This is a genomic window from Streptomyces aureus, assembly GCF_000725495.1.
GTDB lineage: Bacteria > Actinomycetota > Actinomycetes > Streptomycetales > Streptomycetaceae > Streptomyces > Streptomyces aureus_B.
The window spans coordinates 35,727-50,786 of sequence record NZ_JNZD01000018.1 but is presented as its reverse complement, the minus strand read 5'-3'; the positions used below and the strand labels follow the sequence as shown (position 1 = coordinate 50,786).

The 15,060-nt window shown below is 74.1% G+C and carries 14 protein-coding genes; 5 read left to right on the top strand and 9 right to left on the bottom strand.

The window, feature by feature from the left end:
* Positions 1 to 77: 77 nt before the first annotated feature.
* The 5 genes from IO36_RS22195 to IO36_RS22175 form a co-directional block, all read right to left on the bottom strand.
* Positions 78 to 1,307 carry a hypothetical protein gene (locus IO36_RS22195; protein ID WP_037622313.1) on the bottom strand — a complete coding sequence of 410 codons (1,230 nt, stop codon included), beginning with the start codon at positions 1,305 to 1,307 and terminating at the stop codon, positions 78 to 80.
* A 1-nt stretch (position 1,308) separates the two neighbouring features.
* Positions 1,309 to 2,058 carry a DUF8175 domain-containg protein gene (locus IO36_RS22190; protein ID WP_037622312.1) on the bottom strand — a complete coding sequence of 250 codons (750 nt, stop codon included), beginning with the start codon at positions 2,056 to 2,058 and terminating at the stop codon, positions 1,309 to 1,311.
* 18 nt (positions 2,059 to 2,076) lie between these two features.
* Entirely contained in the window at positions 2,077 to 2,364 is a 288-nt protein-coding gene (locus tag IO36_RS22185; protein ID WP_107065775.1) for a hypothetical protein, read from the bottom strand.
* A 78-nt stretch (positions 2,365 to 2,442) separates the two neighbouring features.
* Positions 2,443 to 2,724: a hypothetical protein gene (locus IO36_RS22180; RefSeq protein ID WP_037622310.1), complete on the bottom strand. Its 282-nt coding sequence runs from the start codon at positions 2,722 to 2,724 to the stop codon at positions 2,443 to 2,445.
* A complete protein-coding gene (locus IO36_RS22175) occupies positions 2,721 to 3,437 on the bottom strand; it encodes a DUF6668 family protein (protein WP_245173410.1) in 717 nt (238 codons plus the stop codon). Before IO36_RS22175 ends, IO36_RS22180 begins: the two co-directional genes overlap by 4 nt.
* A gap of 419 nt (positions 3,438 to 3,856) precedes the next feature.
* Between IO36_RS22175 and IO36_RS22170 the strand changes: the two genes are divergently transcribed.
* From IO36_RS22170 to IO36_RS22160, 3 genes are all read left to right on the top strand, one after another.
* Positions 3,857 to 4,684: a lytic transglycosylase domain-containing protein gene (locus IO36_RS22170; protein ID WP_037622309.1), complete on the top strand. Its 828-nt coding sequence runs from the start codon at positions 3,857 to 3,859 to the stop codon at positions 4,682 to 4,684.
* 10 nt (positions 4,685 to 4,694) lie between these two features.
* The gene (locus tag IO36_RS43220; RefSeq protein WP_051900811.1) at positions 4,695 to 5,654 is read left to right on the top strand and encodes a hypothetical protein; all 960 of its coding nucleotides are present in this window, start codon (positions 4,695 to 4,697) and stop codon (positions 5,652 to 5,654) included.
* A 217-nt stretch (positions 5,655 to 5,871) separates the two neighbouring features.
* Positions 5,872 to 6,468, top strand: a complete 597-nt coding sequence (locus IO36_RS22160; RefSeq protein WP_051900810.1) for a sigma-70 family RNA polymerase sigma factor — start codon at positions 5,872 to 5,874, stop codon at positions 6,466 to 6,468.
* Positions 6,469 to 6,560: 92 nt separating this feature from the next.
* On the opposite strand, the gene IO36_RS22155 is transcribed toward IO36_RS22160, so the two are convergent.
* Together IO36_RS22155 and IO36_RS22150 are read right to left on the bottom strand one after the other, a co-directional pair.
* Entirely contained in the window at positions 6,561 to 9,509 is a 2,949-nt protein-coding gene (locus tag IO36_RS22155) for an AfsR/SARP family transcriptional regulator (protein ID WP_037622308.1), read from the bottom strand.
* A 168-nt stretch (positions 9,510 to 9,677) separates the two neighbouring features.
* Positions 9,678 to 10,157: a GNAT family N-acetyltransferase gene (locus IO36_RS22150; protein WP_037622307.1), complete on the bottom strand. Its 480-nt coding sequence runs from the start codon at positions 10,155 to 10,157 to the stop codon at positions 9,678 to 9,680.
* Positions 10,158 to 10,298: 141 nt separating this feature from the next.
* On the opposite strand from IO36_RS22150, the gene IO36_RS22145 reads away from it, so the two are divergent.
* The gene (locus tag IO36_RS22145; protein WP_209441250.1) at positions 10,299 to 10,952 is read left to right on the top strand and encodes a rhomboid-like protein; all 654 of its coding nucleotides are present in this window, start codon (positions 10,299 to 10,301) and stop codon (positions 10,950 to 10,952) included.
* Positions 10,953 to 10,961: 9 nt separating this feature from the next.
* Entirely contained in the window at positions 10,962 to 12,368 is a 1,407-nt protein-coding gene (locus IO36_RS22140; protein WP_037622306.1) for an NAD(P)/FAD-dependent oxidoreductase, read from the top strand.
* Positions 12,369 to 12,424: 56 nt separating this feature from the next.
* Here IO36_RS22140 and IO36_RS22135 read toward each other — a convergent pair whose 3' ends face one another.
* Positions 12,425 to 13,924, bottom strand: a complete 1,500-nt coding sequence (locus IO36_RS22135) for an MFS transporter (protein ID WP_037622305.1) — start codon at positions 13,922 to 13,924, stop codon at positions 12,425 to 12,427.
* Between the two features lie 80 nt (positions 13,925 to 14,004).
* Positions 14,005 to 14,985: a zinc-binding dehydrogenase gene (locus IO36_RS22130; protein WP_037622304.1), complete on the bottom strand. Its 981-nt coding sequence runs from the start codon at positions 14,983 to 14,985 to the stop codon at positions 14,005 to 14,007.
* Positions 14,986 to 15,060 lie beyond the last annotated feature (75 nt).

The window sequence follows — 15,060 nt, the reverse complement described above, 5'->3', positions numbered from 1 at the left end:
CGCCGGGTCCCCGCGGGGGGAGCGGGGACCCGACGGCCGTTCAGGGGAGGAGAGTCAGGAGCGGCGAGGTACCGGGGTCACTTGTTGTGGCCCAGTTCGCCGTCCGCTCCCTCGACCGCGCCGGTCACCGTGGAGCCGGCGACCTGGGCCGCGGCCACCGCCGCGAGGACGGCGACACCCGCCGGTCCGGCCGCCGCCGCGCCGCCCGCCGCCGAGGCGCCGGAGGCACCCGAGGCGCCGGCCCGGCCCGCCGCGGCCGCGCCGCCGGAGCCGGTGGCACCGGCCTCGCCGCCCGAGCCGGGTGCCCCCGCGGCGCCGCCGGCGCCGGAGGAACCGCCCGAACCGGCGGAGCCGGTCGCGCCGCTCGGGCCCATCCCCCCGCCGCCGCCGGAGGCGCCCCGGCCGCCGCCGAGCTGCACCGCACCGCTGGCCAGGCTGGAGCCCGCCTGCCCCATCGAGGACATCGGGTTGCCGGTGCCCATGGCCGCGGTCGCCGGCACGATGAGCTTCAGCAGCGCGGGCAGGGCGATGGCGGAGAGCAGCATGACGCCGATGCCGGCGATCCGGGTGTTGATGGTGGCGACGTCACCGGTGCCGCTGCTCTTCCCCGAATTGATCATCGCCATACCGGCGTTGAGGACGAGGGCGACGGCGGGTTTGTAGAGCAGCCAGGCGATCATCCAGCCGATGTGCTTGCGCCACCAGCCGGCGCCCCAGTCGGTCATCGAGGCGGCGGCGGCCAGCGGCAGGGTGCCCAGCAGCAGCATCATCACGCCGAGCCGGATGTACATCAGGACCGTGTGCACGATGCCCGCGATCAGCAGCAGGAAGGCGAGGACCAGCAGCAGGAAGGACTGGATCCCGCTGCCGTCCGAGCACGCCCCGACGTTGTTCAGCGAGTCCTGTACGGCGCTGTTGAACAGGTAGTTGGAGTAGCTGTCCCCGACGGCCGCGGCGGCCACGACGACGGTGGTGGCGGCGCCCGAGACGAGCACCACCCGCATGATGCCCTTCAGGGCGGTGCGGCCCGCGTCGCCCTTGCGCTCGATGGCCATGCGGCAGGCGGCGAAGAGCAGCGAGCCGACGGCCAGGTAGACCACGATCCACTGGGTGTCGCTGCTGATGTCCTTCGACGTCTGGGTCTGTTCCAGCGTCGGGACGTTGGTGGTCAGCGCGGCGAACACCGCGACCGCGCCCGCGAGGATGGTCTTGGCGATCAGGTCGACGATGGTCCCGATGGGATCGCCGAGAAAGCTGAAGAACCCCTTCACCAGGTCGATGACCGGATTCCCGGACGTGCAGTTCACGTCAGACCCCCCACAGGACGAAGCCGTTGGTGCTCTGGACGGCCGACACCGGCGAGTGCAGCGAACCGTTGTCGTCGGGGCGGACCTTCCAGTCGCCGCCGCTCCAGCGCAGGGAGATGTCGGTCGCCGCGTAGCCCTGGGCGCTCTTGAGGAGCAGCCGGACCGTCGCCGCCGTGCCGGTGTACGAGCTCACCGAGAAGCCCGCGTACGAGGCGACGGCCGTGCCGCTGTCCCGGCCGTCGGTGCTCTGGACGGTGGCGCGCTGGAACTCGAACATCTCGCGTCCCCGGCCGGGGACGACCTGCTGCTCGGTGACGGTGCGCCAGTCGGATCCGCTCATCTGGGAGGGGATGACGTGGGCGGCGATCACGGCCCCGGTGGGCGTGTGCGCGTAGCACCACCACAGGGCTCCCTGGATGCGGGTCGGTCCCGCGGAGGGGGAGACGGGCACCCGCGCGACCCCGAGGGTGCGCCAGCCGACGTCCCCCGGAGCCTTCTTGGGCAGTTCGGCGCCCGTGGCGTCGTCGGTGCGGCAGCCGCGGGGGCGGCCGTCCTTCGTCGCCTGGCCGGCCAGCGGGCCGGCGGTGGCCGCGCCGCTCGCGTGGGCCGCGGTGGTGTCCGGACCGGACAGCAGGGTGACGACCCCGCCCACCACGGCCACAACGGCGAGGAATCCCGCCGACAGCTGCCAGCTGCGCTGTCTGTAGTAGGGCCCGGACTCCGCGAGCCGGCGCTCCCTGCGTTTGAACATCACGACCGACCGCCCGGCCTACGCGAAGACGAAGCTGACCAGGGGGCCCGCGGTGGCCACGAGGACACAGCCGCCGAGCACCATGCCGAGCCGGCTCATGTGCTCCGAACTCTCGCCCCGCTTGACGGAGACGGCCATCATCGCGCCGGTGATCAGCACGCCGGCGACCCCGGCCGCGGTACCGGCCCAGGCGGCTATGCCGAGGACCGTGTTGACCTTGGCGGTGAGCTCGCCGGGGGCGTTGGCCGCGGGCTGCGGGACGCCGGCGGCGAGGATGCTGGAGGCTGCCTGGAGCAGAGAGGACATGAGGATCTCCGAGGGATTCGGCGCCCGCGCGAGCGGTGGGCGGGAGGGTGACTGGGGTGTCGGGACGGTGGGCCGCGGTCAGGGCCCGAGGAGCTGGAGGCTGCCGAGGGCCGCGACGAGCGGACCGGCGCAGGTGGCGATCAGACAGCTGAGGGTGACGAAGAAGACGCCGCGGAAGTGCTCGCCGCCCTCGCCGGGGTCGCCGCGGCGCAGCTGGAGCGCCATCTGGATGCCGACGATGATCAGCCCGCCGACTCCGCACGCGGAGGCGCACCAGGCGAGCAGGCCGAGGATGGTGTCGGCCTGCACGGGCGGGGTGTAGGCGGCCAGGTACGGCGCGGCGAGGAGGGTCCGGGTCACGACGCGGCCCCCTCGGTGTGTGCCTCCGCGCCCACCAGGCGGGCGAGGGCGGCGAGTTGGCGGGGAACGGAAGCGGGGCGGCCGCCCGTGCGCCAGGCCGGAATCCACGGCACGCGGTGCACGCGGGCGACGGAGCGGAGCACGCGGATGCGGCGCAGCAGGGCGAGCGGCAGCCGCCCGGGAGCGTCGGCGACGAGGACCACGGCCAGCAGTTCGAGCCCCTGGGGGGCGTCGCCGTCCTGGAGCGCGCCGAGTGCCTGGGAGACGGACCGCAGTCCGCGCGCGCCGGTCCGGCCGACCAGGACGACCCGGCGCGGTTCGCCGCGGGCGGGGTCCGGCCAGCGGGTTCCCACTTCCACTCCGCCGAACAGCTCGGCGAGCGAGGTCGCGCCGGAGCCGCCGTGCGCCTTGACCCAGCCGACCGTGTCCCGTGACGCGGCGCGCGCCGTCCCGGGCCGCTTCGGCCGGCCCCAGGAGGGCTCGGTCGCGCTTCCCGGCGCGGTGCGCCCCCGCCCGGCGGCCCGCGCCGGGACACCCCGGTCCCGGATCTCGCCCGCCCCGGCACCCCGGCCCCCGGGATGCGCGTGCAACGCGACCTGTCCCGCGGGGACTTGAGCCGGTGCGGGCAGGCCGCCCGGGGTCGCGCCCGGCGTGGTGTGCGCCGGGGGCGTCCGGTCGGGCGCGGGCCGGGCGGGGGAGGCCGCGCCGGGCACGGTGTGGCCCGCGGGAACGGGAGCAGGCGCCGGACCGGCGCCGGGAGCCGTCGGCCCACCGGTCCCCGGTGCCGCCGGGGCGGCAGTGGCGCCTCCCGGGGCCGGGGCGTACGCGTCGGTGGGGGCCGTCGGCCCGCCGGTGTCGTCCGGGCCGGCGGCGGGCCCCGCCGGTGGTGGCGTCCGCTGCGGGTTCTTCGGCCCCCGTACCCAGGACCCCGGGCCCGACGGCATCGCCGAAGGAGTGCCCATAGGTGCCCCGCCCCCCTCTTCGCTCGGTGATCGGCTGCTCTCGATCATCTGGTTTCCACTGGTTTGAACTTATTTGCGCCGGGGCCCGTTTGGGTCTGTCGAGCCCGTCGGACAGCACAACGGGCCGTGTGGCCGCAGCGGTTCAAGGCGAGGGGAAGAAGGCGGGTGCCATGAGCGGAGAGGGCGGGGAGGGCGGTTCGTCGACCGCCGTCAGGAACGGGATCATCGCGGGGACCGGCTGCGGCTGCCTGCTGTCGCCGCTGGCCCTGGCCGGAACGCTGGTCGTCGTGGTGATCATGGGCGGGTTCGGGGTCCTGCTCGCCCCGCTCATCGCGCTGTACCTGCTGTTCCACGGCGGCGGGGGCGATCCCCCCAGTCAGGAGACCGCGGACCAGTCCCTCGGCATCTTCCAGGGCGACGGCAAGGGCGAGCTGGACACCTCGACGGTCCCCGCGGACCTGGCGGACCCGATCCAGAAGGCGGGCGAACTGTGCGGCGCGATCGGCCCGATCGTCATCGCCTCGCAGATCGAGAAGGAGTCCGGCTTCAACAGCGCCCTGGTCGGCCCGAACGGGGAGAAGGGCCTCTCACAGCTGCCGCCCGACGTCTTCACCCAGTACGGCAAGGACGACGACGACAACGGCAAGACCTCCGCCCTGGACGCGAAGGACTCGATCATGGCGCAGGGCCGCTACCTGTGCGAACTGGCCAAGCAGGGGCAGCAGATGATCGACGCGGGCGAGGTGGACCAGAGCGACGGGAACGGCACCACCAACACCGTCCTGGACCTCGCGCTGGCCGGCTACGACGTCGGGATGGACGCCGTCCGCGCGGCCAGGGGAGTGCCGCGGACGAACGAGGCCCAGGGCTATGTCCTGGCCGTCCGCGCCCAGTTCGCGAAGTACCAGGGCATCGGCGCCCCTCCCTCGGGTGCCACTCCGGGCGTCACGCCCGACCCGGACGCGACCACGGCCGGCCCCGCGCCGACCACCACCTGAGGAGGACGGCATGGCCCGCTTCGACGTGTACATCTCCGGCGACGGGATCGCCGAGATCGACGGACACACCCTGGTCCCCGAGCCCGGCCTGTCCGTGCACGAGGTCGTCCTCGACCGGCTGGAGGGGTACGCACAGGAGAACGGCGGAGCCGTCGTGGCGACGGTCCACGACGGTCCCGCCGCGGCCCGGTTCCTGCTCCGGGTGCTTCCCGACGGGTCCAGCAGTGTCCTGGAACCCGGGGAGGACACGGCCGGGGAGCCCGGGCCCCCCACGGCTCCGCCCGCCGTGGCCCCCGTGCCGGCCGTGGCCCCCGCATCCGCCGTGGTGGTCCCCGCCCCGACCGTGGTGGCCCCCGCCCCGACCGTCGTGGTCCCCGCCCCCGCCGCCGGGGGTTCCGCCGTCGCCACCGCCGTGGCGCGGGCCCGCGCCACGGCCGCCGCCCGCGCCGAGGCGGGGGACCCGGCCACCGCCCGCGCCGAGGCGAAGGACCAGGCCGGCGTCGCGGCTCCCGCCGTCCGCTCCGCCCTGCCCGCCGACCTCACCGCACGGCTCGGCCGGGTCAACGCGCTGGCCGCCGACGACCGGCTCGACGAGGCGTACGCCGGCGCGACCGCGCTGCGCGAGGACCTGACGGACACACTGGGCGCCGGGCACCCGTACGCCGTGGAGGCGCGGGCGGTCGAGGCGTACCTCGCGCATCTGCGCGGGGACCACCGGGAGGCCGTCGTGCTGGCGCTGGCCGTGGCCCGGATCCGCTGCGGGGCCGGTGACGGCCGGGCACCCGCCGACGTGGCGCGGGCCGCGGCGGCCTGGCAGCAGCTCGACGACGACCGGGCCCTCGTCGCCCACGGACGCGAACTGCTGCACATGTGGGCCGTGCTGGAACGCGACGGTCTGCTGCCCCCCGGCCACGCGGCACTCGTCGGGCAGGTCCGCGGACAGGTCGAAGCCCTGGAGGCGTACGTCTGACCCCCCGCCCCCGCAGCTCCCCGCCCCCCACGTCCGCTCCGAGCCCCGCGCAACCCCCCGGACGTCCGGGCCCGCACCCGCTGCGACCTGCTCGTCCATCGCTTCGTACACCCGACGTCAAACGTACGTGGAACGCCCCTCGGAACACTCCGTTCCCCCCGGCGGTCCGGGTTCCGGTTCATCCCGGTCCGGCCGTCCACAGGAACAGGAGCACACCATGAACGTCACCGTCATCGGCTCGGCGAGCGCGGTCGATTCCGAGGAGCGGGCGCTGCGCGACCTCTACCTGGAGCACGGCCCCGCCCTCTACACGTACGTGCTGCGCATGCTCGGCGGGGACACGCACCGCACCGAGGACGTCATCCAGGAGACGCTGCTGCGCTGCTGGAACAAGCGGAACCTGGTCGACGACGAGGGGATGGCGGTGCGGCCCTGGATGTTCCGGGTCGCGCGCAACCTCGTCATCGACGCGCACCGGACGCGGATGGCACGGCCGTTGGAGACGGGCGGCGCCACCTGGCTCGGCGAACTGGGCGCCGAGGTGGACGACATCGACCGGATGCTGTCGTCCGTCGTGGTCCGCGAGGCCCTGCGGTCGCTCACCCCCGCCCACCGCGACGTGATCCGGGCGACGTTCCTGGAGGACCGCACCACGCAGGAGGCGGCGGAGCTCCTGGGCATCCCGCAGGGCACGGTCAAGTCCCGGGTGTACTACGCGCTGCGCGTCTTACGGCTGGCGCTGCGCGAACACGGGGCGGTCGCGGACGAGGACGGCCCGTCGCGGCGGCCGGACCCGGCCCGCACGGCCGCCTGACCACGGCCGGCCCCGTGACCGGCCCCGACCACGCGCGCCCACCCGCCACCGCGCCCGACCACCCCGATCTCGCCCGAAGGTGCCCGGCCGGGTCAGGCCGGACCGCTCCCCGAGGGGGCGTGGGCGTCCAGGTCGCGCAGGGTCTCCCGCAGGTCCGCGGCCTCCGGATGGGAGAGCCCCTCCAGGAGGGCGAGCGCCGCACGGAAGGCCTCGACGGCCTCCTCCCGTTCGCCGGCGGCGAGCCGGGAGTCGGCGATGTGGCGCAGGGTGTCCGCCTCCAGATAGTGGTCGCCGATCTCGCGGTAGAGCGCGAGGGCGCGCTCGAAGGGGCCGACCGCGGCCTCGTACCGGCCGAGCTGGTGATGGGCGTAGCCGACGCTGTCCTGCGCCGCGGCCTCGCCGGCCGGGTCCCCGATCTCCTGGAGCAGCGCGACGGCCTTCTCGCAGTGCTCCAGCGCCTTCTCGTGCTCGCCGAGCAGGATGTACGTCCAGCCGACCTCGTTCAGGACGAGGGCCTCGTTGCCGACGTTCCCCTCGGCACGGTAGAGGTCCCGGGCGTGCGCGTAGTGGTCCAGCGAGACGGCGAACCGGCCCTCCCCGTTGGCCTGGTAGGCCAGGCAGCGCCGGGTGCGGGCCTCGCCCGGCCCGTCGCCCTCGGCCCGGAACAGCTCCAGCGCGCGGCCGAGATCCCGCCGTGCCTCGGCGGAGTGCGCGAACCGGGTGTGGAAGAAGCCCAGGCCGCGCAGCGCGTGCGCCTCGCCGGTGCGGTCGCCGACCGCCCGGGCGGCCCGCAGCGCGGCGCTGTTGATCTCCATCAGGTCGTGCCAGAAACCGAGCCGGTCGAAGTACAGGTCGAGACCGACCGCGGTGCGCCACGCGTGGTCCTCGTGGCCGTGCGCGGCGGCGTGCTCGACGACCGCCCGCAGCACGTGCCGCTCCGTGCGCAGCCACTGCATGGCCTGACGGCGTCCGGTGAACCGGACGGCGCCGCCGTCCGTTGTGCTCGGCGGCAGGGGAAGGGTCTCGCGGCGCGGGCTGATGACGGCGGAGGCGTGGTGGGTGGTGTGCAGGTAGTGGTCGTGCATGCGGCGCAGCGCCGTGCCGCGCCGCTCCTCGGTGTCCTCGGTGCCGGCCAGTTCGCGGGCGTAGGCGCGCAGCAGGTCGTGGAACGCGAATCGCCCCGGCGCGTGTTCGCCGAGCAGGCTGGCCCCGGTCAGTTCGGTCAGCAGGGCCCGGACCGGGCGGACGGGCGCCCCGGCGAGGGCGGCTGCCGCGGCGGTGCCGATGTCGGGCCCCGGGTGGAGCGACAGCCGGCGGAACAGGTCCGCGGCGGCGGACGGCAGCGCGTGGTAGGACCAGGAGAAGACGGCGCGGGCGTCCGTCTGGGCGTCGCCGCCGGTGAACGCGTCCAGGCTGCCGTGGGTCTCGCGGAGTTCGTCCGCGATGTCCGCGAGCCGGAAGCCGGGGTGGTGGGCGGCCCGCGCGGCCACGATGGCGAGGGCCAGCGGCAGCCGGGCGCACAGCCCGACGATGGCCTCGGCGGCCTCCGGCTCGGCGTCCACGCGCGCGGCGCCGATGCGCCGGGACAGCATGGCGCGGGCCTCGCCGCCGGTCAGCGGGCCCAGGGTGAGCGGGTGGGCGCCGTGGCCCGCCACCAGTCCGGTCAGTCGGCTGCGGCTGGTGACGAGGACGGGACAGCCGGGGGTGCCCGGCAGCAGCGGCCGTACCTGCGCGCTGTCGCGGGCGTTGTCCAGCACGATCAGGACGCGGCGGCCGGCCAGGACGCTGCGGTAGAGGGCGGCCTGCGCGTCGACCCCCTCGGGGACGGCCTGCGGGGCCACGCCGAGCGCGACGAGGAAGGTCTCCAGTGCCTCGGTGGGCTCCATGACGGAGCCGCCCTGGTCGTAGCCGCGCAGGTTCACATAGAGGCTGCCGTCGGGGAAGCGGTGGGCGACTCGGTGCGCCCAGTGCACGGCCAGGGTCGTCTTGCCCGCCCCGGCCATGCCGTTGACGAGACCGATGACGGCCGTGTCCGGATGCTCCTCGGCCGGCAACAGTGCGTCGACCCGCCGGAGTTCGGCGTCCCGCCCGGTGAACAGGGGCAGGTCGGCGGGAAGCTGGGAGGGATGGACGTTCCCCGCGGCCCGGGACGGACCGTCCCCGCCGGAGCCGTCCGCCCCCGTCTCCGGCACGTCCCCGGGGGCCCCGGCGTCCGCCGTGTCCTCGGTACCGGCGGGTACGGGGACGGGCGGCGGCGACAGGTCGAGGTCCCCGGCCAGCAGCCGCGCGTGGGCCGCCCGCAGCGAGGAGCCGGGTTCGATGCCGAGTTCGTCCACGAGGGTGCGGCGGGTGCTCGCGTAGACCTCCAGGGCCTCGGCCCGCCGGCCGCAGCGGTAAAGGGCCACCAGCAGCAGCTCGCACACGGCCTCGCGCAGCGGCTGTGCCTCGTGCAGCGCCACCAGTTCGGGCAGCACCGCCTCGTGGCGGCCGAGTTCGAGTTCCACGCGGAGCCGGTACTCCAGGGCGGCCAGCCGCCGTTCGGTCAGACGGGCCCGCTCCGCCTCGGCGAACGGGCCGGGAACGCCGGCCAGGGGCGTGCCCTGCCAGCCGGCGAGCGTGGTGTCGAGCAGCCGGGCCGCTCCGCGGCTGTCGCCCCGCGCACGCAGGCGCTCGGCCCGCGCCAGGTTCTCCTCGAAGTCGCCGAGGTCTCCGGTGATCTCCTCGGTGCGCAGTGCGTAGCCGTCGCCGAGGGACACCAGGAGCCGGGGCGGGGCGCCCGGGGGCCGGTCGGGCTCCAGCAGCCTGCGCAGCCGCGACACATAGGTGCGCAGCGTGGGGACGGCGCCGGCCGGCGGGTCGTGTCCCCAGACGCCGTCGACGAGTTCGCCGACGCCGACCGCGCGCCCGCGGCGCAGGAGGAGCACCGCGAGCACGGCCCGCTGCTGCGGTGAGCCGAGGGGCAGTTCCGTACCGCCCCGCCAGGCGCGCGGCGGGCCCAGCAGGGAGAAGCGGAGAACTCCCGCACCATCAGTGACGTTCACGGCACCAGACAGTAGCGAGGGCTCCTACGAACACCCGGTCGATTCGGCCATTTCACAGCTTCGTGCCATGTGCGTGACACTTCGCGCCCTCGGTGGCCGGTGGCCGAGCCCGATGACCCGGCGTCCGGCGGCCCGGCGCACGGGTCGGCCCGCCCCCCGACCCCCGTCTCAGCCGCGTCCGCCGAGCTTCTCCAGCGCCTCGTCCGTCAGCCGGTACACCGTCCACTCGTCCTGCGGGCGCGCGCCCAGCGACTCGTAGAAGCCGATGGACGGCCGGTTCCAGTCGAGGACGGACCACTCCAGGCGCTGGTAGCCGCGTTCGACGCAGATCCGTGCCAACTCCGTGAGCAGCGCCTTGCCGTGGCCGCCGCCGCGCGCGGCGGGGCGTACGTACAGGTCCTCCAGGTAGATGCCGTGGACACCGCGCCAGGTCGAGAAGTTCAGGAACCACAGCGAGAAGCCGACCGTCTCGCCCGTGGTGTCGTCCTCGGCGATGTGCGCGAACGCCGCCGGACGCGGTCCGAACAGCGCCTCGTGCAGCTGCTCCGGGGTCGCCCGCGCCTCGTCCGGCACCTTCTCGTACTCGGCGAGTTCACGGACCAGGGCGTGGATGACGGGGACGTCGTCGGGGGTCGCGATACGGATCATGGGCCGAGCGTAGGCGCTGCGCGCGGCCGGGCGGCGGCCCGGCCGGAGTCCGTCACCGGCCGGGAACGCTTCCCCGGTACGGGCGGCTCGTCCGGAATGTCGATCGCATAAGGGACACTACCGGCATGGGTGAAGCAGGCCATGCGCGGTGAGCGGTTTTTCCACAGGGTGTGGATGTATGTGCGCGGGGCGCCGGGCACCTATGTCTGGCTGACGATTCTCTTCGTCACCACCGTGGCCCTGCACCACATGTCTCCGGATTTCGAAGAGGACTTCCTGCGGCAGCGCTCGACGAACATTCACGAGCTGTCGAACAATCCGGTGCGGGTGCTGTTCGCGAGCGCGATGTGGATCGACGGCGGGCACTGGATCCCGTACGCCGTGCTCTACACCGTCTTCCAGGCGCCGGCCGAACGCTGGCTCGGCACCGCCCGCTGGCTCGCGGTCAACGCGATCGCCCACGTCGTGTCGACGCTGGTCAGCGAAGGTGCGCTGCTCTGGGCGATCCGGCACGGAGTGGCGCCGCACTCCGCGGTCGACACCCTGGACGTCGGGGTGAGCTACGCCCTCGCGGGAGTGGTCGGCGTGCTCACCTACCGGATCGCGGCGCCCTGGCGCTATCTGTATCTGGCGGCGGTCCTGGCGGTGTACGGGATTCCCTTCTTCACCGCCCGTACGTTCACCGATCTCGGGCATTTCACCTCCGTTCTCCTCGGCCTGGCCTGTTATCCGTTGACCAGAGGGCGCGGAAAAGCATGGAATCCGAAGGAGACAGCCGATACCTCCCGGAGTTAACGTCCGGGCATGAGCAGCTCGGCGGGCAAGGTCGTGAACGGTGGCGTCTCCTTCTGGTACGCGGACGACGGTCTGCCCGCGCCGCGGGAGCCGCTGTCCGGCGACGCGACCGCCGACGTCGTCGTGGTCGGCGGCGGCTACACGGGCCTGTGGACCGCGTACTACCTGAAGAAGGCGGACCCCTCCCTGCGGGTGACGGTCCTGGAGCAGAAGTTCTGCGGCTACGGGGCCTCCGGGCGCAACGGCGGCTGGCTCTACAACGGCATCGCGGGCCGGGACCGGTACGCGCGGCTGCACGGCAGGGAAGCGGCCGTACGGCTCCAGCGGGCCATGAACGACACCGTCGACGAGGTCGTCCGGGTGGCCGCCGAGGAGGGCATCGAGGCCGACATCCACCAGGGCGGCGTCCTGGAGGTGGCCTACACGCCGGCCCAGCTCGCGCGGCTGAAGGCGTTCCACGCGCACGAGCTGTCCTACGAGGAGAAGGACCGCGAGCTGTACGGAGCGAAGGAGACCGCCGAGCGGATCCGGCTCGCGGACGCGGTCGGTTCGACCTGGACCCCGCACGGCGCCCGGCTGCACCCGGTGAAGCTGGTCAAGGGTCTCGCCGCGGCCGTCGAGGCGCTCGGCGTCACCGTCCACGAACAGACGCCGGTCACCGAGATCCGCCCCCGGCAGGCGGTGACCCCCTACGGCACCGTCCGCGCCCCCTACGTCCTGCGCTGCACCGAGGGCTTCACCGCGAACCTCAAGGGCCAGAAGCGGACCTGGCTGCCGATGAACTCGTCCATGATCGCGACCGAGCCGCTGACGGACGGGCAGTGGGCGGAGATCGGCTGGGAGGGCCGCGAGACGCTCGGCGACATGGCGCACGCCTACATGTACGCCCAGCGCACCGCCGACGGCCGTATCGCGCTCGGCGGCCGGGGAGTCCCGTACCGCTTCGGCTCGCGCACCGACAACGACGGCCGCACCCAGCAGTCCACCGTGGACGCCCTGTACGAGATCCTCGTCCGGCTCTTCCCCTCGCTGACCGGTGTCCAGGTCACCCACGCCTGGTCGGGCGTCCTCGGGGTCCCGCGCGACTGGTGCGCCACCGTCACCCTGGACCGCTCGACCGGCCTCGGCTGGGCCGGGGGCTACGTCGGCTCCGGCGTCGCCACCACCAACCTCGCCGCCCGCACCCTGCGCGACCTCGTCCGCCAGGACTCCGGGGAGGCGGGCGCGACCGGACTGACCGAGCTGCCCTGGGTCGGCCACGAGGTCCGCAAGTGGGAACCGGAGCCCTTCCGCTGGATCGGCGTCCACGGCATGTACGCGACCTACCGCACGGCCGACCGCCGCGAACTGTCCGGCCACAGCGCGCAGTCGTCCCGGCTGGCCCGGATCGCGGACCGGGTGGCGGGGCGCCACTGACCCCCGGGCCGGGAGAAGGGGGAGAACGGCGTACGGGGCGCGGCAGAGGGCGGTGGTCAGGCCACCGACTCCGGGACCGCCGCGCCCGACGTCGCGTGCTTGGGCGCCTTGGCCGTGACCATGAGCCCCGCGACCAGTCCGGCCAGCAGCATGATCGCGGTGGCCCACCAGATGGCCACCGTGTACCCGTGGACGACGCCCTCCTTGACGATCAGCGCCTTCTGCGCGGGGTTGCGCAGATGGGCGGTGATGTAGGCCGTGCTCGCGGTGGTGGCGATGGTGTTCAGCAGCGCCGTGCCGATCGAACCACCGACCTGCTGCGAGGTGTTGACCGTCGCGGAGGTGACACCCGCGTCCTGCGGGGCGACCCCGGCGGTCGCCGTGGCGAAGACCGGCATGAAGGTCAGGCCCATGCCGAGCCCCATCAGCATCAGACCGGGCAGCAGTTCGCCCGCGTAGTCGGACTCGACGGTGAGCCGGGTGAACATCGCGACCCCGCCGGCGGCGAGGAGCATGCCCGGGACCATCAGCATCCGCGGTGCCACATGGGGCAGCAGCCGGGCCGAGATCTGCGTCGAACCGATGATGATCGCGACGGTCAGCGGCAGGAACGCCAGCCCCGTCTTCACCGGCGAGTACCCGAGGATGACCTGGAGGTAGTAGGTCATGAACAGGAACACACCGAACATGCCGATGATGGCGAGCCCCATCGTCAGGAAGCAGCCGGCGCGGTTGCGGTCCTTGACGATGTGCAGCGGCAGCAGCGGACTCGGAGCCCTGCTCTGCCACCACACGAATACGGCCAGCAGCGCGATCCCGCCCGTGATCAGCCCCAGCACCAGCGGGTCGGACCAGCCGCGCGAGTTCGCCTCGCTGACCCCGTAGACGATCGCCACGAGGCCGCCGCAGCCCAGCACCGCGCCGGGCACGTCCAGCCGGACGTTGCGGTGTCCGGGACGGTCCCGCAGCAGCCCGAACGCGCCGAACACCGCGATGACCGCGATGGGGATGTTCACGTACAGGCACCAGCGCCAGTTCAGGTACTCCGTCAGCAGTCCGCCCACGATGAAGCCGATCGCCGCGCCCGAGCCGGCCAGTGCCCCGTAGATGCCGAACGCCTTGCCGCGTTCCTTGGGGTCGGTGAAGGTCGTCGTCAGCAGGGACAGCGCCGAGGGCGCGAGCAGCGCGGCGAAGGCGCCCTGGAGCGCGCGGGCGCCGAAGAGCATGCCGGACGTGGTGGCCGCGCCGCCGAGGCCCGAGGCCACCGCGAAGCCGATCAGGCCGATGACGAAGGTGCGTTTGCGCCCGACGAGGTCGGCGATCCGTCCGCCGAGCAGCAGCAGGCCGCCGAAGGCCAGCGTGTAGGCCGTGATGACCCACTGCCGGTTGCCGTCCGACATGCCGAGAGCGCGCTGCGCGGACGGGAGCGCGATGTTCACGATCGTCGCGTCCAGCACGACCATCAGCTGGGCGAGTGCGATGACCACCAGCGCCCACCAGCGGTGCGGGTCGGGACCCACGGCCGTCTCGGGTTCACCTGTCCGGGTGACACTCATTCGCTCAGAAGACCATGAATCGGAATGCGTCGCATCTTTGGGCGATTTCGCCCCGTGGGGCGCGTTCCACCGGCTCGTGGTCATGGTTCCAGCACCACCTTTCCGATCGTGGCCCTGTTCTCCAGGGCCCGGTGCGCCGAGGCGGCCTCGGCGAGGGGGAAGCGGGTGATCACGGGGGCGAGGCGTCCGGACGCGGCCTCGGCCAGGGCGCGCAGCTCCAGGGTCCGCACCGGGTCGGGGCCGCCCGCCCGGCGCATCATCACGGGGCCGAGGACCTGCTCGGACACCCCGTCCACGAGGTAGGGGGAGCCGTTCCGGACGCCTTCGCCGGACCAGCCGAAGACGAGGTGCCGGCCGCCGGGGCCGAGGAGCGCGACCGCGTCCCGGGCGACGGCGCCGCCGACCCCGTCGAGCACGAGGGTCGCGGCCCGGCCGCCGAGCTGTGCGCGGACCTCCTTGGGCCAGCCGGGGTCGGTGTAGTCGACGGCGTGGTCGGCGCCGTTCGCGCGGGCCAGCGCCACCTTCTCCGGGCCGCCCGCGAGGCCCACCACCGTGGCGCCCGCGTGGTGGGCGTACTGCACCAGGAGCGTGCCGATGCCGCCGGCCGCCGCGGGCACGACGACCACCTCGGCGGGGCCGAACTCGGCGAACTGCACGATCCCCATGGCCGTGCGACCCGACCCGATCATGGCGACGGCCTGGGCGAAGTCGAGGTTCCCGGGGATCTCGTGGAGCCGCTCGACGTCCGTGACGGCCAGCTCCGCGTAGCCGCCCGGAGCGAAGCCGAGATGGGCGACGACGCGCCGGCCCAGCCAGAGCCCGGCGACGCCCTCGCCGAGGGACTCGACGGTTCCGGCGACCTCCCGGCCGGGAACGGTCGGCAGCACGGGCCGGGGCGCCGGGCCGCCCGTCATGCCCTCGCGCAGGGCGGTGTCCAGGAGATGGACGCCCGCCGCGGCCACCGCGATCCGGACCTGTCCGGGACCCGGCTCGGGGTCCTCGGTCCGCTCGTGGACGAGGTTGTCGGCGGGGCCGAAGGCGTGCAGACGGATGGCGTGCATCGGGGACTCCTCAGGATCGGAAGAAGGCGGGCGGCGGCGCCGCGGCACGGACCCGGTCCGGCCTCGTGCGGTCCG

Coding starts and splice junctions, on each gene's coding strand:
- IO36_RS22190 (WP_037622312.1), bottom strand. CDS start 2,058: ATGTTCAAACGCAGGGAGCGCCGGCTCGCGGAGTCCGGGCCCTACTAC.
- IO36_RS22150 (WP_037622307.1), bottom strand. CDS start 10,157: ATGATCCGTATCGCGACCCCCGACGACGTCCCCGTCATCCACGCCCTG.
- IO36_RS22130 (WP_037622304.1), bottom strand. CDS start 14,985: ATGCACGCCATCCGTCTGCACGCCTTCGGCCCCGCCGACAACCTCGTC.
- IO36_RS22160 (WP_051900810.1), top strand. CDS start 5,872: ATGAACGTCACCGTCATCGGCTCGGCGAGCGCGGTCGATTCCGAGGAG.
- IO36_RS22170 (WP_037622309.1), top strand. CDS start 3,857: ATGAGCGGAGAGGGCGGGGAGGGCGGTTCGTCGACCGCCGTCAGGAAC.
- IO36_RS43220 (WP_051900811.1), top strand. CDS start 4,695: ATGGCCCGCTTCGACGTGTACATCTCCGGCGACGGGATCGCCGAGATC.
- IO36_RS22140 (WP_037622306.1), top strand. CDS start 10,962: ATGAGCAGCTCGGCGGGCAAGGTCGTGAACGGTGGCGTCTCCTTCTGG.
- IO36_RS22185 (WP_107065775.1), bottom strand. CDS start 2,364: ATGTCCTCTCTGCTCCAGGCAGCCTCCAGCATCCTCGCCGCCGGCGTC.
- IO36_RS22135 (WP_037622305.1), bottom strand. CDS start 13,924: ATGAGTGTCACCCGGACAGGTGAACCCGAGACGGCCGTGGGTCCCGAC.
- IO36_RS22145 (WP_209441250.1), top strand. CDS start 10,299: ATGCGCGGTGAGCGGTTTTTCCACAGGGTGTGGATGTATGTGCGCGGG.